Source organism: Petrotoga sibirica DSM 13575 (assembly GCF_002924625.1).
Lineage (GTDB): Bacteria > Thermotogota > Thermotogae > Petrotogales > Petrotogaceae > Petrotoga > Petrotoga sibirica.
In genome coordinates this window covers 121,760-144,208 of record NZ_JAHC01000016.1, presented here as the reverse complement: position 1 = coordinate 144,208, position 22,449 = coordinate 121,760, and the positions used below count along the sequence as shown (strand labels likewise).

At 34.4% G+C, this 22,449-nt stretch carries 19 protein-coding genes; 11 read left to right on the top strand and 8 right to left on the bottom strand.

Annotated features, from left to right (window positions below; all coding sequences use genetic code 11):
• Positions 1–12: 12 nt before the first annotated feature.
• From AA80_RS04255 to AA80_RS04230, 6 genes are all read right to left on the bottom strand, one after another.
• On the bottom strand, positions 13–846 hold the full coding sequence (locus tag AA80_RS04255) for a carbohydrate ABC transporter permease (protein WP_103876575.1): 834 nt from the start codon (positions 844–846) through the stop codon (positions 13–15).
• Positions 847–872: 26 nt separating this feature from the next.
• On the bottom strand, positions 873–1,748 hold the full coding sequence (locus AA80_RS04250) for a carbohydrate ABC transporter permease (protein WP_103876574.1): 876 nt from the start codon (positions 1,746–1,748) through the stop codon (positions 873–875).
• A gap of 76 nt (positions 1,749–1,824) precedes the next feature.
• Complete coding sequence (locus tag AA80_RS04245) at positions 1,825–3,027, bottom strand: sugar ABC transporter substrate-binding protein (RefSeq protein WP_103876573.1); 1,203 nt, start codon at positions 3,025–3,027, stop codon at positions 1,825–1,827.
• A 147-nt stretch (positions 3,028–3,174) separates the two neighbouring features.
• The gene (locus AA80_RS04240) at positions 3,175–6,204 is read right to left on the bottom strand and encodes a glucoamylase family protein (RefSeq protein ID WP_103876572.1); all 3,030 of its coding nucleotides are present in this window, start codon (positions 6,202–6,204) and stop codon (positions 3,175–3,177) included.
• A gap of 250 nt (positions 6,205–6,454) precedes the next feature.
• Positions 6,455–8,815, bottom strand: a complete 2,361-nt coding sequence (locus tag AA80_RS04235) for a glycoside hydrolase family 94 protein (RefSeq protein WP_103876571.1) — start codon at positions 8,813–8,815, stop codon at positions 6,455–6,457.
• 238 nt (positions 8,816–9,053) lie between these two features.
• Entirely contained in the window at positions 9,054–10,079 is a 1,026-nt protein-coding gene (locus tag AA80_RS04230; RefSeq protein WP_103876570.1) for a LacI family DNA-binding transcriptional regulator, read from the bottom strand.
• A 280-nt stretch (positions 10,080–10,359) separates the two neighbouring features.
• Here AA80_RS04230 and AA80_RS04225 point away from each other — a divergent pair, with 280 nt between their 5' ends.
• The 3 genes from AA80_RS04225 to AA80_RS04215 are packed head-to-tail and all read left to right on the top strand — an operon-like array spanning position 10,360 to position 12,824.
• The gene (locus tag AA80_RS04225) at positions 10,360–11,181 is read left to right on the top strand and encodes a fumarate hydratase (RefSeq protein WP_103876569.1); all 822 of its coding nucleotides are present in this window, start codon (positions 10,360–10,362) and stop codon (positions 11,179–11,181) included.
• Positions 11,168–11,665: a FumA C-terminus/TtdB family hydratase beta subunit gene (locus AA80_RS04220; protein ID WP_103876568.1), complete on the top strand. Its 498-nt coding sequence runs from the start codon at positions 11,168–11,170 to the stop codon at positions 11,663–11,665. The genes AA80_RS04225 and AA80_RS04220 overlap by 14 nt, the downstream gene beginning before the upstream one ends.
• Before the next feature lie 19 nt (positions 11,666–11,684).
• A complete protein-coding gene (locus AA80_RS04215) occupies positions 11,685–12,824 on the top strand; it encodes an NAD(P)-dependent malic enzyme (protein ID WP_103876567.1) in 1,140 nt (379 codons plus the stop codon).
• 25 nt (positions 12,825–12,849) lie between these two features.
• On the opposite strand, the gene AA80_RS04210 is transcribed toward AA80_RS04215, so the two are convergent.
• Positions 12,850–14,451, bottom strand: a complete 1,602-nt coding sequence (locus tag AA80_RS04210) for a DEAD/DEAH box helicase (protein ID WP_103876566.1) — start codon at positions 14,449–14,451, stop codon at positions 12,850–12,852.
• Positions 14,452–14,744: 293 nt separating this feature from the next.
• On the opposite strand from AA80_RS04210, the gene AA80_RS04205 reads away from it, so the two are divergent.
• The 3 genes from AA80_RS04205 (at position 14,745) to AA80_RS04195 (ending at position 16,935) form a co-directional block, all read left to right on the top strand.
• Positions 14,745–14,948 (top strand): hypothetical protein, encoded by a 204-nt coding sequence (locus AA80_RS04205; protein WP_103876565.1) that lies wholly within the window; start codon positions 14,745–14,747, stop codon positions 14,946–14,948.
• Positions 14,949–15,045: 97 nt separating this feature from the next.
• The gene (locus AA80_RS04200) at positions 15,046–15,270 is read left to right on the top strand and encodes a hypothetical protein (protein WP_103876564.1); all 225 of its coding nucleotides are present in this window, start codon (positions 15,046–15,048) and stop codon (positions 15,268–15,270) included.
• Between the two features lie 243 nt (positions 15,271–15,513).
• A complete protein-coding gene (locus AA80_RS04195; protein ID WP_166667743.1) occupies positions 15,514–16,935 on the top strand; it encodes a methyl-accepting chemotaxis protein in 1,422 nt (473 codons plus the stop codon).
• Positions 16,936–17,374: 439 nt separating this feature from the next.
• Here AA80_RS04195 and AA80_RS09990 read toward each other — a convergent pair whose 3' ends face one another.
• On the bottom strand, positions 17,375–17,515 hold the full coding sequence (locus tag AA80_RS09990; RefSeq protein ID WP_166667742.1) for a hypothetical protein: 141 nt from the start codon (positions 17,513–17,515) through the stop codon (positions 17,375–17,377).
• A gap of 17 nt (positions 17,516–17,532) precedes the next feature.
• Here AA80_RS09990 and AA80_RS04190 point away from each other — a divergent pair, with 17 nt between their 5' ends.
• From AA80_RS04190 to AA80_RS04170, 5 genes are all read left to right on the top strand, one after another.
• On the top strand, positions 17,533–18,792 hold the full coding sequence (locus AA80_RS04190) for an ABC transporter substrate-binding protein (protein ID WP_103876562.1): 1,260 nt from the start codon (positions 17,533–17,535) through the stop codon (positions 18,790–18,792).
• Between the two features lie 97 nt (positions 18,793–18,889).
• Positions 18,890–19,804, top strand: a complete 915-nt coding sequence (locus tag AA80_RS04185) for a carbohydrate ABC transporter permease (RefSeq protein WP_208317035.1) — start codon at positions 18,890–18,892, stop codon at positions 19,802–19,804.
• Entirely contained in the window at positions 19,804–20,655 is an 852-nt protein-coding gene (locus AA80_RS04180) for a carbohydrate ABC transporter permease (RefSeq protein ID WP_166667741.1), read from the top strand. The genes AA80_RS04185 and AA80_RS04180 overlap by 1 nt, the downstream gene beginning before the upstream one ends.
• A gap of 12 nt (positions 20,656–20,667) precedes the next feature.
• The gene (locus AA80_RS04175; protein WP_103876560.1) at positions 20,668–21,648 is read left to right on the top strand and encodes a family 43 glycosylhydrolase; all 981 of its coding nucleotides are present in this window, start codon (positions 20,668–20,670) and stop codon (positions 21,646–21,648) included.
• Positions 21,645–22,370: a DeoR/GlpR family DNA-binding transcription regulator gene (locus AA80_RS04170; RefSeq protein ID WP_103876559.1), complete on the top strand. Its 726-nt coding sequence runs from the start codon at positions 21,645–21,647 to the stop codon at positions 22,368–22,370. The genes AA80_RS04175 and AA80_RS04170 overlap by 4 nt, the downstream gene beginning before the upstream one ends.
• Positions 22,371–22,449: the final 79 nt, after the last annotated feature.

Below are 22,449 nucleotides of genomic sequence, written 5' to 3'. Positions count from 1 at the left end.
GGCCATTTCACTTTAGCCTTTCATTCCTGTAAATGTGATTCCTTTTATGAAATATCGTTGAGTGAATAAAAATACAATTATAAGAGGTAAAATTACGATAACCGAACCTGCCATTTGCATCGCTATATTTTCAGTATATTGTCCTCCTAAAACAGATACAGCAACCGGAAGTGTGTACATGCTTTCATCGGTCGCTATAATCAATGGCCACAAAAAATTGTTCCAGGAACCTGTAAAAGTGAAGATGGTTATTGCTGCCATAGCGGGTCTAGCCAAAGGCAAAATTATTCTAAAAAATATCCATCCTTCGTGTGCTCCATCCATCTTAGCTGCTTCTATTAGTTCATCGGGTACACCCATAATGTATTGTCTCATAAAGAATATGTTGAAGGCATTTGCAATAGCAGGCAATATTAACCCCCAATAGGTGTTCAATAGATTCAATCGGGACAGCAATAAAAATACTGGAATCATTGTTATTTGACCAGGCACCATAATCGTTCCTAAGATGAACAAAAACAAAAGGTTTTTATTTTTAAAATGGAATTTGGCGAATCCATAACCTGCCATGGTGGCTACTAAAACCGATAAAAACGTAGTAGAAAGAGAAACAATAACGGAATTCAAAAAAGGCCTTCCAAAGTTCATATTTTGAAATAAATCTATATAATTGTTAAAAGTAGGATTCCTAGGGATCCATCTTGGAGGAAATATAAAAATTTCTCCTGGTCCCTTAAAAGAAGTTGAAAGCATCCATACAAAAGGTATAACCGAAATTAACAACCAAATAATCAATAATCCATGTACCGCTACTTGCTCTATGGGAGAAACTTTTCTTGATCTCACAATAATCACTCCTTACTGATTCTCTCTTATACTTCTGATCTTCTTGCACTCATTTGTATGTATGTTAAAGCAAATATCATTAAAAATAACATAAAAGCGATCGAAGAGGCATACCCTAATTTGAAGAACCTGAAACCTTGTCGATACAGGTAGAGAACTATAGATAAAGTAGAATTCAAAGGTCCGCCTGCGGTTAACATGTATGGTTCTTCAAATAATTGCAAATAACCTATTACAGTCATAACTGTAACGAAAAATATTGTTGGCCTCAACGATGGGATAGTAACATGTAAAAATTGTTGAAATTTTGAAGCTCCGTCCAACTCGGCAGCTTCGTATAAATAATCTGGTATATTTTGTAAACCAGCCGTGAAGAGAATGACGTTGTAACCAACTGCTTTCCAAACTACAAGCATTATTACCGATGGCATTGCCCAAAGGGGGTCACCCAACCAATTAGGTCCTTGTATTCCAAACAAACCCAGAAACCAATTTATTAATCCGTAATCAGGATTGAGCATCCAAGCCCATACGATAGCAATTGCGACTGTGTTTGTAATGGAAGGTAGATAAAAGCTTACTTTAAAAAAGTTTTTAAAATACGTGGCTTCCCTGTTTATAAGGGCAGCAAAACTTAAAGCCAAAACTACCGTTAATGGCATTGCAACAACTAATGCATATAGCGTATTTAGTAGCGCCCTCCAAAAAAGAGGTTCTTGCATTAAATTTACATAATTTTCAAAACCAATAAAACTAGCTCTTCCCCAATCATATATAGCATAAACATCGAAATCGGTGAAGCTTATCACCAGAGAAACTACTATGGGTATTAACATGAAGATCAACAATAATATTATTGAAGGTCCTATGAAACCAATAATCGATCTTAAAGGGGTCTTCAATTTTATCTCTCCTCATAATCAAAAAAATTTTGATCAAAAGCCCCTCTTTTTTGTAACAAGAGGGGCATAAAACAAATTATTTCAAAATCTTTTCAATATCTTTTTTCAAATCTTTAGCAGCTTGTTCTGGCGTTTTTCTGCCATAAATCGCTTCTTGAACTCTGCTATCAATCGAAACTGAGATCTCTTGAAATTCGGGTATGTTTATAGGAGCTTTTGCATCATTCAACTGTTCACCAAAGGTTGCTATCATCGGATCTGATTGCAATAAAGGATCTTCCCATGCTTTGGGAACTGAAGGTAGTGCGTTCACAATTTGGTACCACTTTACTTGAATATCCGGTCTAGACAAGAACTCGATGAACTTCCAAGCAGCTTCCTTGTTTTTGGAATCTCTGAAAATAACTAAATCACTGCCACCCATAAAGGATGTTCTGCTTTTTTTCTCGGGCATTAACGCAACATCCCAATTACCAGCTATTTGAGGTATTTGTGCCCTTATCATACTAACCATCCATGGACCGGAAAAAAAGATTGGTGTATCTCCAGAGGCGAAATCTTGGAATAGGTTCCCTCCGCCAGCAATTGGAGTCAATCCTTCAGTGAAGAATCTTGTGTAATACCCAAAAGCTTCGACGAATTCTGGTTGGTCTACTATCACATTTCCGGCGCTGTCTAAAATGTCTCCACCATTTTGCCAAACAAATGGTAACAGTACTTGATAATTATCCTGAGGTTGGTAAAGTGTAATGCCATATCTACTACCATTTTCAACTAACTTCTTTACAGCATCGTATAACTCATCCCAATTTTGAGGAGCATGATCGTAACCTACTTGTGCTAATAAATCTGTTCTGTAATACATAGCTCTAGTATCCACATACCAAGGAATACCTAACTGTTTTCCATCAACTATCCCTGTTTCTAATGCACCTTTGAAGAAATTTTCTGGTTTTACAACTTCAGATCGTTCAATATACGGTGCTAAATCTTCAAATGCCCCCATGCTTCCAAACGGAGACATCCAAGTTGTCCCCATCTGTGCAATATCCGGGACTTGTCTGCCAGCGATTCCAGTTAAAATTTTATCGTAGGCATTTGCCCAGGGTATGGCTTGAATATCGACCTCATATTCAGGGTATTCTTCCATGAAAAGCTTGACTAATTGATCCAAACTTTTTGCCTCTTCACCCATAGCCCATACTGTGATCTTTGTTGCTCCGAAATTTAATGAAACCAAAAACATCACAACACTCAAAACGACCAAAGCTTTTCTCATGTCTCCACACCTCCTAATAGCAATTTTTTACAGTATTTAGAAGTTTAAAACTTCTATTAAATTCCTACCCCCCTGAAAACCTTTTAAAATAGGAATTTTTTTTTGATAATCCTTTTATTTTTTAGTATTCTGATTCAGAAAAGAAACTTATTTTAATTCTAAAGTTCCCCAATTTTGTGGATTTGCCCAAATATCTGGCAGAGGATTCCAAGAAATTATATTCTCTCTCACATATTCTCCTATAGCAGCATCTCCTTTGTTAGAATTGTGGATTGTGTGACTAAATCCAAGTTTTAAACCAGGTTGTGGGTTTGTTATACCTAAATATTCAAATGGGATCATGACTTCCACAACATATCCAGAATCTGTTCTTTTAGAAGCTACTTTCATTTTAGGTGCGGTGTTTGATATCGGGCCTGGTTTTGCGTCTTCGTGTCGTACAGCTTGGACGTTTCCTTCTGTATCAAATGGAAGAATAGCTAATTTGAAAATTCCGGTATCAGAACCAGCAACTGCTGGGTTTATATAAAATTCAATTGAATCTGTCCTGTAATAACCACCGACATCGTTGGGAGCTATGTTACTAACGACAACTTCATCGTATACATCTGCTGCTAAATACAAGTTTTGATCGTCCCATGCAACTTGAAAATAACTATGTAGAACCTGAGACCTTTTATCTACAGGTTTGATTCCACCAGCTGGTACGTTCATATCTTCCGTTACTTCATATTTTGGAATGTTTTTCCATTCTTCTAAATTTCCATCGATGTTTATATTATTTGAAATTTTTGGTGCTTCTGCTAACTTTTCTTCATCACTAGTTAACAATCGTTTGTATTCTTCAACATACCAAGGAGTAACTGAATATTCAGCTACTTGTTCAATGAATCCTATTTCATCTAAGGCCTTTTGAACATTTTTATTCTTCATGAAAAGTTCCCAAATTAAACCGGTCTTATAATTTTCGATCATTAAAATAATATCTCCTTGATCGATTCCTATGTATTGATCAGAGAACCATACTTCATCTACGTTGAATGCACTATAAAATCCATACTCGCCCCATACTAACGGTCCATATTTACTCAACATTCCTCTGATAGCGTTCATTGATATATCAGGAGTGAATGGTATAGATGATATAGATGCATAGGGTGCAACCGTTCCATCGTTGTTCCCATCAACAGCTCCGTAAGCTTTGTATCCTGTAGGTCCATCAGAAGCACTTAAACCCCAGATGTCCATGGCGTAAGTTTCGTATTTAAAACGATTCTGTACAGCATATAACCAGTTATATCTTGTTGCGGCGGCTGCGTTGTTGAAATAATTGGCGTATTTGTCTTCTTTGTCTCTAAAATCTATCCAAATATTAGGATACTGATATACGAACAGTGTTTCTTGAGGTAGATAAATATATGTATCGTTTTTTACGGGTCTAAAAATTTTGTCCCATGAATCTGCAGGGATTGGATAGGTTGGTGAGCCAATAGCTAACACATAGGCGAGTAAGCCTTCATTGAAAGAATCCCATCTAGCACCTAAAAAACCTGCCTCTGGTTTCCAACCCATGGACAAAGTGTCCCCACCATCAAGCATCCATTGCCAATTCACGTTTTCATACAATTTATTTGCTAGTTCATCTACTTCCGTATTTTCAAAATAGGCTCCGGCTGTCAATGCGCCGGCAACGAGTATTGCGGTATCGATAGAAGATACCTCGCTGTTCCACTCTCTTTTGCCAGTATTCATGTTCACAAAATGGTAGTAAAAACCATTGATTCCTTCGACTTTGCCTTCTACAAAGGTTTTTAACGTTGTTAACGTTCTTTTGTAACCTTGATCATAAGTTATCCATCCCCGTTCAATACCTACTGGAATAGCTGAAAGTGCCATTCCAACAGCGGCTATACTTGAAGCTGAATCTGGCGTACTTCTATCTTTTACCAAACCATTTTCAGGGTTTACTTCTTTCCAAAGGTACATGAAGGTTCTTTTTTGTATTTCATCTAATAAGCTTTCATCGTCAAGTTCTAAAAGGTTTTTCACTTCTTCTTTAAGGTTTGTAGGAACAGCAGTTAACAATTCATCAACTGTGGGTTTGGATTTTGATGATTTTTCTACAAAAATGCCATCTACATAGAATGGTTCCGTTAAAGGTACTTTTTCATTGTTTTGATTGAAACCAGCGAAAGCTAAATAAATCATGTACTTATTTCCTTCTTTTAATTTGTTCATATCTCCAGCTATTTCAAATTCTATCTTGTTCCATCCATCAGTCACTCTATTTTGAGAGAATACGCCCCCAATCCATTGCCAATCAGTTGTTAAATCTGCCATACCTAAGAAATACATCGTTGGTTTTATTTTATTTTCTTTTGGTATATAAACGTTCATTGTTACTTTATTGGTATCTGACCAAGAGATAATTTTTTCACCAGAAAGTTCAATTGCTATCTTTGTTTCTATTGCTTCACCGTTGGGAATAATCTTCATAGCGTATAACCCTTCAGCTGCACGGTCTGTAGCTAATTCAAAAACAGCCCCTGTATTATCGTTACCAAAAGTATTTATCTCCTCAACCGTGTCCATATTCCAAATATATACTGTTTCTGTTAGCTGCTCTTGAGAGTTTAAAGCAACTAAGTTGTCAACGTAAAAGGGATCTTTTAAAGGAATTTTTGTCGATCCTTCAGAATGCATGAAGGAAAAGTAAAGCATATATTTGTTTTCAATCGAAATATCTTGCATCTTTTGGGATAATCTATACTTTATTAGATTCCAACCATCTTTTGGTGCTGTTTCAGAGAATATCCCATCAACCCATTCCCAGCCTTCAGTAACATCAGCCATACCAAGAAAAAAATTGTTAGGTTTTAAAGAACTATTTGGATTTGTGTAAAGGGATAGTTGCAATGTATCATTACCCAACCATTTACTCAATCTTTCTCCTGATAATTCAAAGGCTAACTTCGTCTCTTCAGATGATCCTGAAGGTACTACGATCGTAGAAAATTTACCGTTGTATACATATCTACCACTCAGTTCAAAGGTTGCTCCAGTGTTATCATTGTTCAAACCTACAGTAGATTCGAAATCATGTATTACGACTTGAGAAAAAGCTGATAAAAATAACATCACAACCGCTAATACTAAAAAATACCTTTTTTTACTCATCCTAAATTCCTCCTTTTATAGAATTTTGATTTCTTTCTTTTTAGACTCTAAAACTTGCTTTAAACCATACTTCTAGAATCTAAAAATTTTTAAAATACCTCCATCATTCTAAGTTACATACAATCTGCTTTAGCTCCTCTTCGCCCAGCAGCCCGCCCGGATGGGTGTGGGAGGGCTCCGCCCTGTAACCCTTTTAAAAACAAAATCTCATTTTTTTGAAAATTAATTGTTTCTAAAATTTTTATACTTTTTAAAAAAGTACTTCAACGTTCAAAATACTTTCTTCAAATAATTCCGGATTAATAATGTTTCCATCGATTTCTACACCATTAATTAAAATCTTTCTCTCATCACTTTTTTTGTAAGTTATGTTTAACTGTTTTCCCCTGAATATTCTCTTTACTTTTACTTCTTTCCAATCTTCTGGGAACATGGGTTCTATTCTTAATCCTTCCCATTCAGGTTTTAGCCCAAAAATTCCCTCAACTCCAACTATGAAATACCAAGCTGCCGATCCTGTGTACCAAGTCCACCCTCCTCTTCCAAAATAAGGAGAATCTGGCCCATCAACATTACCAGGGGTAACATATGGTTCAGCTAAGTATTTATCTGGTTCCAAACCCCTATAAATAGGCATAAAGCTTTTGTAGATTTTGTATGTTTCAGGATCTTTCATCTTTGAGGCTGCCAATATTGCCCACGTACCTGCATGAGTGTATAATCCACCATTTTCTCTAACTCCAGGGGCGTATCTGCTTAGGTATCCAATTTCTGGATCAGGTTTAAAAAACGCCGGTTGAAAAAGAAGTGGTCCATAATCTTTAAACAGGTACTTTTTTGCTGATCGATAAGCTGTTTCACTTCGTGTTTGTGTTGCGGTATCGTTGATTATTGCCCAAGTTTGTGCGTTTAAAAATATCTTACCTTCGCTATTTTGTTTACTCCCAATCGGTTCTCCGTTGTCTTTGAATGCCCTTACGTACCATTCTCCATCCCAGGCGTATTTGTTGATGTTTTCTTTAAGCTTTTCCCCTTCGTCCATAAACCTTTGCATATTTGCTAAATCTCCCATCTTCTTACAGACGACCGAGAAATCTTTTAAAATACCGTACAAGAAATGTCCAAGCCAAATACTTTCCCCTTTACCCTGGGTGCCAACAGCGTTCATACCATCATTCCAGTCTCCGTCACCTATCAAAGGAAGTCCTCTTGAGCTCATATGATTTAAATTGTAGTGAATTGCTCTAATACAGTGATCGTATAAAGAAGATTCTCCTCCATCTAGGAACTTTATAATTTCTTTTAAAAATTCTAAATCATTGGTTTCTTTTAAAAACCTTAGAACAACAAAAGGTAACCATAATCTGTTATCCGATATATTATTCTTGTAACCGAGTTCAGAAATGGGATGCCACCAATGGTAAACACTTCCATCTTTGAACTGGTGAGCTGCATGAAGTCTTATCTGATTTTTGGTTTGTTCAGGATCCACGTACAAAAATATCTGACTATCTTGAAGTTGATCTCTATAACCGTATGCTCCACCAGTTTGATAATAAGCTGATCGTCCCCATAATCTTCCTGAAATAGCTTGGTACTTCAACCAGTTATTTAGCATGAAATCTACGGCTTTATCTGGAGTTTCAACAGTAAATTTTGAAAGCATTTCACCCCACATATCTTTAACTTTTTTGAATTCTTCTTCTACGTTTTCTACTGTCTGATATTTTTTAACAAGTGAACCCACGCTTTCGTTTGTATTTTTTTTGGAGGCAGCCCCAAGTAGATAAATCAACGTTTTTTCTTCTCCTGGTTTTAAAATTATTTCATTTTTTAAGCTAGCAATAGAATCTTCCCACTTTCCATAGTTGTTTGACATTTCTCCACTAATAAGGGCATTTGGATTAGAAATGCTTCCATACTGTCCTAAAAATTTTTCCTTTGACCCTTCAAATCCGGCTATTTTCTCATTAACTGAATGAAAAGCGGTATATTCCCAGTTCCTGTTCCAATTTTGACCTTTTTCATTTGGAATCTCCCACATTCTTTTTTCAGCCGTTATACAGTTTAAACCGTTTAAAAAATCTGTTTCGATAAAAGTTTTGTGAAACTCCCTGTGCCAGTCAGGAGCGGCTCCCAAATTCCATTCTAAATAGGTGTAAACAGATAGTCTACGTTCTTTTTCTGAAGTATTTTTTATAGTTAACTTCCATATCTCAACCGGGTCATTCTTAGATACAAACATTGTTAAATTTGTTTTTATATCGAAGTATTTGGTTTCGAATATTGAATAACCTTGACCATATCTTACTTTGAACTCTTGTGGTTCTGTACATGTGGGTTTCCAACTCGGAGACCAAAAATCCCCGCTTGTGTCATCTTTTATGTATATATATTTGCCCCATTCATCCTTTATGAGGTCTTGTTCCCACCGTGTAATTCTATTTAAACTTGCATGCGTTCTCCAACTATAACCTGAACCACTCTGAGATATAATCATTCCATAATCTCCATTAGAAATAACATTTATCCAGGGTTTTGGAGTTTTAGGGGTGGTTATAACAAATTCTTTTCCATCGTCTGTGAAATATCCGTATTTTGTCTCGAACATATCTTCCCTCCTGATTTTTAAAATTACTGTTATAAAGACTATTAAAACTGATTTTAGCGCCCTTTGCCCCGCTCCCCACCCATAAGAAAAATAAAGCCTCACTTCTTCATATTGTTCCTAACCCATAATGGGAAGAGATCGGGGATTTATCTATCTGTACACACTAATATTATTTCTAAAGTGTCTCTTGAAAGCTGTATTTATAATTACTTAATCGGTTAAGTTATCTCTAAAAAATTTAAATTCTTATGCAAGAATGTCTTTCAATTAATTTTGTTTTTAACATATATCTTTTTTCTTCAATTTTTTCTCCATTTATCAAAGATGTTATAATATTTACAGCCTTTTTACCTATTTCATATATGGGCTGTGAAACAGTTGTTAAAGGTGGTTCTATTATAGAACTGGCCTCTATGTTGTCAAAACCCACAATAGAGACATCTGTTGGAATTTTGTACCCACTTTCTTTTAAAGCCCTCATTGCCCCTATAGCCATTTGATCATTCGAAGAAAAAATAGCAGTGAATTTTTCTCCTTTTTCTAACAACCTTTTTGTAGCGGCATATCCTTCTTCTTTTGTGAAATTACCGTTTTCCACCAATTCTGGGTTGAATTTGATTCCATAAGCTTTTAATGCCTTTAAATACCCCTCGAATCGTGCCTTTGAATCCCAGGCAACTTCTGGACCTGCTAAAAACGCTATTTTTTTATGTCCAAGTTTTATCAAATATTCTGTCGCCTCATACGCTCCATTTTTGTTGTCAACCATTACGGAATAAATTTCTTCATCTTTTGGTGGATAATCGATAAAGACAAAAGGAATCTCTCTTTCTTTCAATGATTCTATGAAATTATCAGTAATAAAATAGGCCATTATAATTAACCCGTCAACTATACTTTTATTCAACAGTCGAACTACTTGTTGCTCTCTTTCTGGTTGTGCGTGTGTGGTAAATAAAGTGAGAAGATAATCTTTTTTATTTAAAGTTTTTTCTACTCCTCTAATTATATTGGCATAAAACATATCAGAAATATCCGGGATAACTAAACCTACAAAATGTGTCTTTTCACCGGCCAAACCCCTTGCTGCAGAATTAGGGAAATAATTAGTTTCTTCAATTATATTTTTTATTTTATTTCTAACGGGTTCACTTACACCAGGTTTATCGTTGATCACATATGACACGGTAGCTTTAGAGACTTGAGCGATCCGCGCAATATCTTCAATAGTTATTCGAGAGTTTTTATTCTTCTTTGTGGGCATTGTTGTTCCTCCAATATTTGATTATAAGAGTACTTAACCGCTTAACTATTCATATTATACCTCTTAAATTCTCAAAATAAAAATCCGATTAAATGGAATTATAGACGATTAAAGTTGATTAGAGGCGATTAGGAATTAAAAACTTAAAAATTCTTAATTTTTCATTTTTTCATGCTAAAATTTCAAAAAGGTGGAAAAGTAGACGATAAAATATAGGCTTTAGAAATTAAACAATTAGAGTTGCTTAAGGCAGTAATCAATTATAAAAAAGGAGTTTGAGATGATATATAAGCGTGAAATACTAGAAAAGTTGTCAAACCTGTTAGTACAGGTCAATGAAACGATAAATCCAGAAGTAAAAACTTATCTAGACGGATTCAATGGTCCATTTTCGCAAGCCCTCAAAGAAAATTATAAAATTGCTGAAGCCGAGAAATTACCCCTTTGTCAGGATACAGGTATTGTTGAATTCTTTGTTTTTTTAGGAAACGAAGTTATACTTCAAGAACCAATATTTTCCACTTTAAATGAGGTGGTGGAAAAGGTATATACGGGAAATCCCTTCCGATTTTCACTGGTGAGCGATCCTCTTTTTGAAAGAAAAAGCACTAAAAACAACACTCCCGCAGTTGTACACATATTTCAAGTTTCTGGGAAGAGTTTAGAGATCAAATTTTTGATTAAAGGTGGGGGAAGTGAAAATCTCTCAGCCTTGTTCATGTTAAAACCATCAATTAGTGTTCAAGAGTTAAAAGATGTAATAATGAGGCATGTGAAAGAAAATGGAGCAAAAGGTTGTCCACCTTTACATATTGGAATAGGAATAGGCGGAACTTCTGATAAGGCGATGGTTTTATCCAAATTGGCTTTAACTAAAAGTTTCAAAGAAAGGAATCCAAACCCTACTTATGCAGATTTTGAAGAAGGGCTTTTGAAAGATTTAAACGCTTTAAAAATAGGTTTTCAAGGATTAAAAGAGGGAGTTTCGGTTTTTTCTGTACATGTAGAATATGCTCCCACCCATATTGCAACACTTCCTGTGGGGGTTTCCTTAGATTGTTACCTTTGTAGAAAAGGTGTGGTAAAATTTGAAGATAGATGAAATTCAAAAATTAAAGGTTGGAGAACTCTTACAATACACTGGCGAATTGATAGTTATGAGGGATGCTGCACACCAAAAACTTTTAGAATTACTTTCAAAAAATTCGCAGCTCCCTGTAGATTTAAATGAAAAAATTGTATTTTATGCAGGCCCTGCAAATTCTCCAAAGAACTCTAAGATAGGTGCTATAGGTCCGACAACGAGTGAAAGAATGGATAGGTATCTTGAAATGATCTTTAAATTAGGTGTGTTAGCAACTGTTGGAAAGGGGAAAAGAAGTGATTTAGCAGTAAAGCTATGTGTAAAATACAAGCGAGTTTATTTTATAACTCCAAGTGGTGCAGCCGCGTACCTTTCTAAGTGTGTGAAGGATATAAGGGTTCTAGCCTTCCCAGAATTAGGGCCAGAAGCTATTTATAACATAAGCGTGAAAGATTTTCCTTTAATGGTGGCAATAGATACAAACGGCAATAAGATATTCTAACTTTTAAGGAGTGTTAATCTTGGACGCGAAAGAATTACACAAAATACTCAAAGGAAAAATTAGGACAATTTCGAACGTCGACAATTTGAACGAAGAATCGTTATCCCTACTATACACTCCTGGGGTAGCAGATGTTGCGGAAGAATGCTTTAAAGATCCAGAAAATACATTTTTATACACAAGACGTTGGAACACCGTTGGTATCGTTTCAGATGGAAGCGCTGTATTGGGTCTGGGTAACATTGGTCCATATGGAGCGCTTCCCGTTATGGAAGGTAAGGCCTTGTTGTTTAATCTTTTTGGTCAGCTTGATGCCTTTCCAATTTGCCTAAATACACAAGATCCGGAAGAGATTGTTTCGATTGTGAAAAACTTAGAACCTTCGTTTGGAGGTATAAACCTAGAAGATATCTCTGCTCCTAGATGTTTTAGAATATTAGAAGAATTAAATAAAACAATGAATATTCCAGTTTTTCATGATGACCAGCAAGGGACAGCTGTCGTAGTGACGGCTGGATTGTTGAATGCATTGAAATTATCTGGCAAAGAAGCAAAAAGTATTAAAGTTGTTATTAACGGTATAGGGGCAGCGGGGTACAATATAGCCAAGTTTTTGATAGATTTTGGCGTGATAAATCTTGTTTTAGTTGACAAGAATGGGGTATTGAATAAAAATGTTCCGGAAAGCTGCTTGCATGAATATCACGAAGAATTAGCACAGATAACCAATCCAGAAAATATAACAGGAAATCTCTCAGATGCCCTTTTTGGTGCAGATGTGTTTATAGGGGTATCCAGAGGCAATATTTTGAATGAAGAAATGATAAAAATGATGAATAAAAATCCTATAATATTTGCACTAGCCAACCCTTTACCGGAAATAGATCCAATATTAGCAAAAAGCTTCGGGGCAAGTATAGTGGCAACTGGCAGATCAGATTATCCTAACCAAATCAACAATCTCATAGCCTTTCCAGGAATAATGAAAGGAGCGATAGAGAAAAAATCAAAGATAACTAAAAAAATGCTCCATTCTGCAATACTTGCAATTTCAAATTCATGTATGCCTACACACACCAGGATTTTACCCGAAGCTTATGATAAAAGATTACATTTAAACGTATATGAAGCGGTTAAAAATGCTTCAGAATCGAACTAGTTGTTTCTATAATCCATTTTTGCCTTTACTTTCTCACTTCTCTTTTGGACTTAGCTTGTACTACGAGCGGTCTTTTTCTCTTTGATTTTTGTTTAAATATCTCTATTATTGCTTCAGCTTTTTCTGAAGGAACTGTCACAAAAGAAAATTTATCCATTACTTGGATATCTTTTAACTTTTTTATATTCACACCGGTTTCCTTTTCTATGAATTCAGCAAGTTTTTTTGGTGTCATTTTACTTGAACTACCTAATGCAACAAATAACCTTTGCTCTTTGCTTTTTGAGGAACTTTTAACTTCCTTTATTTTGTTATAATTTTCTTCTTTCAAGATTCCACCATAAAAATACTTTAAAATAGAAGAAATTATTTGACTGGGCTCTTGGTCAGTTTCCTCTATTATTTTTTCCGTCAAGATTTCGTATATAGGGTCTATATCTTTGGAAAGATTAGATTTGATCTCATCTTTTATTTTTTCAACTTTTGCGTTAACAATGTCCTTGGGTTGTGGTATTTTAGCTTCTTCTATTAAGGCTTTTGAGGAATGCTTAATGAACATAAATTTTCTATACTCGCTTGGTGTGACAAAAGTAATAGCTGTTCCCTCATTTCCAGCCCTCGCAGTTCTTCCTATACGATGTATATAATTTTCTGGATTTTGTGGAAGAGAATAATTGATGACGTATTTAAGATTGTCTATATCTATACCTCTGGCTGCAACGTCTGTGGATATTAAAATTTTTATTCGTTTGTTCTTAAATCTATCCATTATTCTTTCTCTTTGATTTTGAGAAACGTCTCCATTCAGGGCTTCTGCTTCGTAACCTTTTTTGATTAATTCGTTTGCAATTTCTTCTGATTGGACTTTTGTTTTAGTAAATACAAGACCGTAAAAATTAGTGTCTATATCTATAAGCCTACTCAAAAGTTCTATTTTATCAGACTCAGAAATCATGTAATAAATTTGTTTTGCCTTTTTTACTGTTATGTCCTCTTTGTTTTCTTGAACTGTTGTTACCGTTTGAAAATTTCCCATATACTTTCTAGCAAGGTTAACAATCCTTTGAGGCATTGTAGCTGAAAACATCAAAATTTGCTTTTCTTTATTAGTTTTTGAGAGTATCGTCTCCACATCTTCTATAAAACCCATATCTAGCATTTCATCGGCTTCATCAATGACCAAATACTTAATTTTGCTAATATCTAAAGTACCTCTGTTCAAATGGTCAATTATTCTTCCAGGGGTACCTACTACTAAGTCTACTCTTCTCTTAAGGGCTCTAATTTGATTTCCAATTGAGACCCCTCCATACACGGGAAGAAGGTTCAATCTTTTGTTTCCCTTCAATGAGTCTATCTCATTACAAACCTGCAAAGCTAACTCTCTTGTGGGGGTTAATACTAAAGCTTGAACGTCGTTTGCTTTTTCGTCTAATCTTTCAATTAGAGGTATACCAAATGCTGCGGTTTTTCCTGTACCAGTTTGAGCCTGACCGATTACATTATTCTTACCAGATAAAAGAAAGGGGATAACCTTTTCTTGGATAGGAGTTGGTTCTTTGTACCCTTTTCTATCAATCGCGTTGAGTATGTTATCAGAAAGGCCCATGTGTTGAAATTTTGTCATGTTTTTACTCCTTTTTTATTTTTTGGGCCAAAATAACCTTTTACATTATACCATAAGTTTCGTAAACAAATGGTATTTGTTTAAGAATTTAAATAACAATTACCTTAAAAATCTTTATCCTCACAGCGAGCTGAAGGATTTTAGAAAGATTTTTTTATAATTATTGAACTTGATAAACTTAACTTCAGCTTAATCACTCATTATATTCTCGTTTTTAAAAGGAACAAAAACGTTAATTTATTTGATATAATAAAAATATATAAATGAATTCTATGAAACTGGGGGTATTCAATTTGAAACTTAGAGGGAAAATTGTATCGAGAAACTTGATAGTATTTATAAGCGGTTTTATAGTTTTTTTAATAATCATTTTGTACTCTATAACTAACTACATTATAGAAAATAACGCTGAAAAGTTAATAGTTTCGACAGAGTTAAAAAAACAGTATTTCAATAATTTTTTCCAAAACATAGAGCAAGATTTGAATGTAAACTAGCAGGCCGAATTTAAGTAATGATCTGAATCTGTTAGTTTTTCAATTTGATAATATTAACAAAAGGTACTCAAACAATGCAAAAGAATACCTTCAAGATATGTACATTACTCATAATCCGTATGAAAAAAGAGATCAACTCAATTCTCTTCTAGATATTGAGAATTTTAAAGATATTGAATCGTTTGCTATTGTTCGAGAGTATGAAGTTCAACTTGAAAAATTACATCCTGAATGGAACACATTTTTAGAAGAAAAAGGTTATGACGATTTACTTTTTATAACAAAAAAGGGAACGCAGTCTATTCTTCAGCTAAAAATGTAGATTTTGGTAGCAACGTAAATCAAGAACTTTCAAATACCAATTTAAGCATCCTTTTTAATTTACTAACGGATTCTGAAGATATAGATGTAAAATTCGTCGATTTTCAATATTACCCTGTTACTGGAAAGCCGGAAGCTTTTGCAGGGAAAGCAATCTTAAATCCATTTGGATATCCTCTAGGATACCTTATTTTTTGAAATTTCCATTGATCAAATAGATAAAATAATGCAGGATACCACGGGAATGAACGAATTCACTCAAATGTACGTTGTAGGGAAAGATGAATTAATGAGAAGCAATTCTATATATTCCAAATCTCCGACTATTCTATCTCAAAAGGTTGAAACCCCTCAGGTATTAAGGGCCCTTAACGGGCAACAAAGTTGGATTGAAAGCGAAGATTATTTAAGGGACAAAGTTTTAGCTGTCTATGAACCCTTCAACTACAAAACTATAAATTGGGCTATGATTGGGGAAACTAAATTTTCTTTTGTTAGAGAACAGACAAATTCGTTTTCAAAATTAATTATACTAATTTTTTCTTTAATCACAATTGCGGTTATAATTAGTTCCATTACCTTTTCAAACGCTACCGTTAAGCCAATTGAAATAATAACTGAAAAAACCAAAAATTTTACCAAAGGAGATCTCTCAATGAACTTTGAAAACAAAAGCTCTGATGAAATTGAAGAGATGTCACAGGCTCTAAGTGAAATGTCTCATTCTTTAAAGGGTTCTATATCTAGCATTATGAATTCATCAGATAAGATTCAGAATTTTTCTGACACTTTAAATGTCTGCTCTAAAAATCTTGCAGAAAATTCTCGTTTCTTAACGCAAGAAACTCAGGAGATCAGCAAAGAGACAGAGGATACAGCCTCGTCCATAGAGGAGGTTACAGCAGGTATAGAGGAAGTAACTTTAACATTTCAAACTATCTTAGAAGACCTGAAGAACCTCTTGATGAATTCCCAAAGACTATCACAAGATGCACAAAATGGGAAAATTGAAATTAACGAAATAGCGAATACAATTAATGAATCAGTAGGAAAAACCAAGAACACTTCTAATGTAATAAATGAATTAACAAAAAACGCTCAAAATGTAGGAAATATTTTAGAAACCATAAGTTCAATAACCGATCAAACAAATTTACTAGCTTTAAATGCCCCGATAGAAGGTGCAAGAGCTGGTGAAGCAGGCAGAGGTTTTGCAGTAGTAGCCGATGAAATAAGAAAGCTCGCCGAAGAGAGCAGAAATTCTACCGAAAAAATATCTAATATATTGCAAAAAATAAAAAAACAAAGTGAGGAAGCCAATGCTTCTATTAATTTGACTTATCAAGCTGTTAAAGAAACTTTTGATAAAGCAACTTCTATACTAAATCATTTCAATAAGATTTTGGATAATGTACAAATGACAGACGAAAACATAAGAGATGTAACTGGAAATATCAAACAACAAACAGAAGTTACCACAGAAATCGCCCAAGCCATGGATAAAGCAACGAATTCTGTATCCACTATATCTGAAAGGGTTAAAAAAATGTTATCTGACATAGAAAAACAAGATGAGCAGACTTCTGGAATAAACGAGGATATTGAGGAACTAAATAGACTTTCTATAGAATTAAAAAGTCAGTTTAAGAAATTCAAGATCAAGTAGGTTCACTTTCATCGCTTAGCTTTTAACATGCCAGGTACACTCAAAGATGCCCTTATAGGGCATTTTTGATTTGATTGTATAGTACGATTTGATCAATCGTTCTTCAACTTTTCAGCTATCGACATTATCAATTCACCCCTTTCATCCATTACTTTCTTCGATACTTTCCTAACCTTTTCTATCTTTATATCATCCTTTGTATACATTAAATACAACATGAACGATTCAAATAATTACTCAATCGTATATTGCATATTGGTAAGTGGGTATATCACTTTTTATTATTTCTGGTAAGTCTTCTAATGATTTTACATAAGCGATTTATTAGTTTGATTTCTATATTCTATTTGTTTTCTCATTGTATATTACTATTGGTATTATTATAGGTAATTTGTTTAAATTATTCCAATTTATTTTTAAAATACTAAGAAAATTAGAGTTATTTGTCTTTAATTGAAAATAATGGTATATAATTACCCATAATCACCACTGTTGAAAGTTGACAGTTTTTGTTATTTGTTGTAGAATTTTGCTGAATGTTGTTGTTTTTTAATTCTGGATCTATAAGAACAATTTTCATAAGGGGAGGTCATCAAAATGAAAAAAGTTGTAAGTATTTTGTTTGTTTTATTGATCTTTTTGGGCATCTCTGTTTTTAGTCAAGTTGAAATTACTATGTGGTTCCACTCTGGAAGAGGCGAAGAGAGAGAAGTTATAGAAGATCAAGTAAAACGATTTAATGCCATGCAGAACGAAGTTAAAGTTATTGCTATTCAATTGCCTGAAGGTAGTTACAACGATCAAGTAAACGCGGCTGCTTTGGCTGGAGATTTACCAGATGTGTTAGATTTGGATGGCCCATTCGTTTCAAATTATGCATGGGCTGGATATTTGAGACCTTTAGACGAATTCATGTCCTCAGAGTTGAAACAAGATTTCTTACCCTCTATTATTGCACAGGGGACTTACAATGGAAAAATATACGCGTTGGGAACCTTTGACTCAGGTTTAGCCTTGTGGGGTAATAAAGCCTTGCTAGGAAAAGCCAATGTAAGAATCCCAAAAAACGTAGAAGATGCCTGGACATTTACCGAATTCATGGATGTACTAAGAAGATTGAAAGAATTACCAGAAGTTACTTATCCCTTAGACCTTAAAGCAAACGATAGAGGCGAATGGTATACCTACGGATTGTCGCCATTTTTCCAAGGATTTGGAGCTGATTTAATAGACAGAGAAACCTACATGAGTGCAGAAGGAATATTAAATGGTCCTGAAGCTGTAGCGGCTGCATCTTGGTTACAGGCTCTGTTTGAACAAGGATTTGTCAATTCAAATCCTCCAGGATATAATGTAGAATTTTTGAACGGTGAAATCCCATTAGAATGGGCTGGACACTGGGAATATCCACAAGGTAAAGGAGCGTTGGGAGATGATCTTGTTTTAATTCCTGCTCCAAAATTTTTCAAACATGTTAGTGGTATGGGATCTTGGGCATGGGCAATAACAACCAACTCAAAAAATCCTGAAGCCTCATGGAAATTCTTAGAATTTCTCTTGAAACCGGAAGAAATTGTTAAAATGTCCAATGCCAATGGAGCTGTCCCCTCTAGATATTCAGCAATTGAACTTTCTGAGCTGTACAAAGTGGGAGGACCACTCAACATTTATGTTCAACAATTAAATACCATAGCCCTTCCTCGACCAGTTACTCCTGGTTACCCTACTATTACTTTAGCTTTCCAAGACATGATAGGAAATCTAATCAGAGGTGCAGATGTCCAAGAAATTCTGGACAGAGCGGTTAGGGTGATAGATCAGGATATCGAATCTAACCAGGGTTATCCCATATATTAATTGTTACAAGCTTCATGACAGGGTGAGAAAACTCACCCTGTTTTTAAAATTGATAGAAAACTTTTCAATTATGAAGTAGATAAAGAGGTGAATAAAGTTGAAAAAAGCAGAGAAAAGTAGGAAAAAGATTTATAAACAAAGGGGGTTTAAGCAGGCTTTACCTTTTTTATTACCTGCAAGTATTTTACTGTTCGTATTTTTAATAATTCCTTTCTTTTTTGCTTTTTATTTATCCTTTACGAATACTCGTTTAATTTCTCCTATTCCACCTAGATTTGTTGGATTTAGCAATTATGTTAGAATGTTAGGCGATGACCTCTTTGGAAAAGCCCTATTAAATAATTTTTATTTCGTAGCCATAGTTGTCCCTCTTCAAACCATTTTTGCCTTATTTTTAGCGATACTCGTAAACCAAAAAATAAAAGGTAGTACAACGTTTAGGACGATATACTTTTTACCTACCGTAACCACGATGGTAGTTGTTGCAGTAATATGGACATTTTTATATCATCCTGAGGGAACGATAAATGCCATCCTATCTTTCATTACTTTTGGGAAGTGGGAGCCTATAGATTTACTTAACACCGAAAGAATCGCTTTCCCGGCAATAATGTTGTTATCTATTTGGCAAGGTGTAGGTTTTCAAATGCTGATATTCCTTGCAGGATTGCAAGAAATTCCTGAGTCATTGTATGAAGCAGCAACAATAGATGGAGCGAACAAATGGAAACAATTTATATATATCACTCTTCCCCAACTAAAAAATACGAGTATCTTCGTAATTATCTCTACCACGATACTCGCTTTCAAATTATTCGATCAAGTATACATTATGACAAGCGGTGGTCCAAATTATTCCACATATACAGTAATGTTACATATATATAATCAGGGATTTAGGATGCAAAACGTTGGTTATGCATCTTCTTTAACGGTGATATTTTTTCTCATTATTTTAGGGTTTTCTTTAATTCAAAGAATTTTCCTGAGAGAAGAAAGAGAGGTGTTTTGATGAGGCAAAGAAGTAGAAAAAGAATGATAATTATTAATAGAATTATTAGTTATATTTTAATGATAATTCTCGCCATCTTTTTTTTATTTCCGCTTTTGTACATGATCTCCGTGTCGCTTAATCCAAGTGAGATAGACATAGTCAATCAAATGTCTTCAATAAAAGGTTTTATACTCACTACGATTAGTATAGAAAATTTCAAAGATGTTTTTGATAGGATGCCTTTTCAAAGATTTTTATTCAATTCTGTGTTGATCGTTGGTACAACTATAATTGCAGGTTTAATTGTGAACAGCATGATGGCGTATGGACTTGCGAGGTTCTCTTTCAAAGGAAGAAAGATGTTAGTTTCAATAATTGTAGCTTTAATTATCATTCCCTTTGAAGCTATTGCCATTCCGCTATTGCTCATAACCAACAAGATGGGGTGGTTGGATAGTTACCAAGTTCAAATAATTCCATTTATTGCTAATCCACTTTATATATTTCTTCTCTATCAATTTTTCATAAATTTTCCCAAGGATTTGGAAGAAGCAGCTCTAATAGATGGAGCGGGTTGGTTTAAAATTTATTGGAAAATCGTTTTGCCTCTTTCTAGACCTGTTTTGGCAAGTGTGGCAATTCTTCATTTTCTTATGCAATGGGGTTCTTTTTTATGGCCTTTGATGGTTACCAGGGGATATACATATAGGCCTTTAACGGTTGCGATGCAAACGTTCTTTGGACAAGCTCCAATCTACTGGGGGGATATCATGGCTTTTGCTACGATGATGACTATTCCAGTTATAATATTATTTATATTCCTACAAAACCAGTTTGTAAAAAGCGTGGCTACCACGGGAATAAAGTAGGAGGTATGTTTTATGATGCAAAATTCATCATGCTTTAAATTGAAAAACAAATACATTTGGGATCTCTGGTTTTTCAAGGACAAAGAAGATGGTTGGTTCAAATATTTTTTAGAATCACCTAGAACAAAAAACCCTGAAAACAGGCATTTTCATTCTTCAATAGGCTTAGCCAAAAGTCAAGATTTAATTAATTGGAAATATGAAGGTATTATATTGTCCCCAAATCAAAACAAATGGGACGATACTTCTATTTGGACTGGAAGTACATTTTATTACAACAACGAATACTATCTCTTTTACACTTCAAGAAACAGTAAAAAACCTAACGAACAACTCATCGGCTTAATAACTTCAGAATCCCCCGATTTCAAGAACTATAAAAGAATTTCAGACAAAGAACCACTTTTAAGAATTGATTCAAATCTTTATGAAACTAATTCTTACGATGGTATGACACATTTCAGGGATCCTTATGTTTTTCAAGAAGGTTCTGATTTTTACATGGTTTTCTGTAGTAGAAGAAAGGATGGCGAGATCAAGGCAAGAGGAACTGTGGGAATAGCTACCTCTAAAAACTTGATAGACTGGAAAATTCTCGAACCTTTATCTCTACCTAAATGGTTTGACAATACCGAATGCCCCTATATTATTAAAAAAGATAACATATATTATTTGCATTTTTGCTCTAATTCTTTTTCAGATAACTTCAAAGAACAAACAGGATCAGATCCTATTCCTGGAGATTATTTCTTAGTAAGCAAAAATTTAAAAGGGCCATACACAAAGACCGAAAATGGACCGGCATTGTTTAAACCGCAAATTGAAAAAATTGCCTACAATACTCAAATAGTTTCACAAAAAAACGATCATTTTATCTTTTTTTGGCAAAAAAGTGAATCAGAGTTATGCCCTATATTTTCACACAGAGGACCTTACAAAATATGGTACAATGATTATGGAATATCTATCGAGAAAGAGGAGTTTATGAAATGAAAACAAATAGCACTAAATTAATTCCAGAAGAAAGACGAAGAAGAATACTTCAATTGCTTGAAAAAGAGGGAAGCATAACGGTTTTTAATCTCTCCCAAATATTAAAAGTTTCCTTTTCCACAGTTCGAAATGATTTAAATTATTTGGAAAGGGAGGGATTTATAAAAAGAACGCATGGTGGAGCCATTGCTAAAGAAAGGTTTAATCCCTTATTTCAAAAAGAAATTGCAGGACATGCAAAAGAAAAATTGAAAATTGCAAAGTATGCGGTTCAATTTGTAGAAAACGATGACACAATATTCATCGATGCAGGAAGCACTACCCTTGCTTTTACTGAAGAATTAATCAACTCTAATAAAAAATGCCACATAGTTACAAACTCTTTATACATTATAAATGCTCTTTCTAACTCCACTAAAATAAATCTACACGTTTTAGGCGGAGAATTTATCCCCAGTAATATGAATTTTATTGATTTAGAGCAAAACTTCGAAAAATATAAGTTTAAAAAAGCCTTTATGGGAGTTAACGGATTCAACGAGGAAGGCTTCTATGTTCATGAACTGAGTGAAGCAAATTTTAAAAAGAAAATTATAAAATCAGCAAAAGTTGCATATGTCCTAGCAGATCATTCCAAATACAATAAAATCTGTGCTAACTTGGTAGAAAAATGGAAACAAAATTATATTTTAGTTACAGATGATAGAAAAATAGAAATATAAGGGAGTTAATCTTCCGTTTAACCATTCTTTTTCACGGGCATTTGATTTGATCAAATGTGGAGAATTGAGATAATAAATA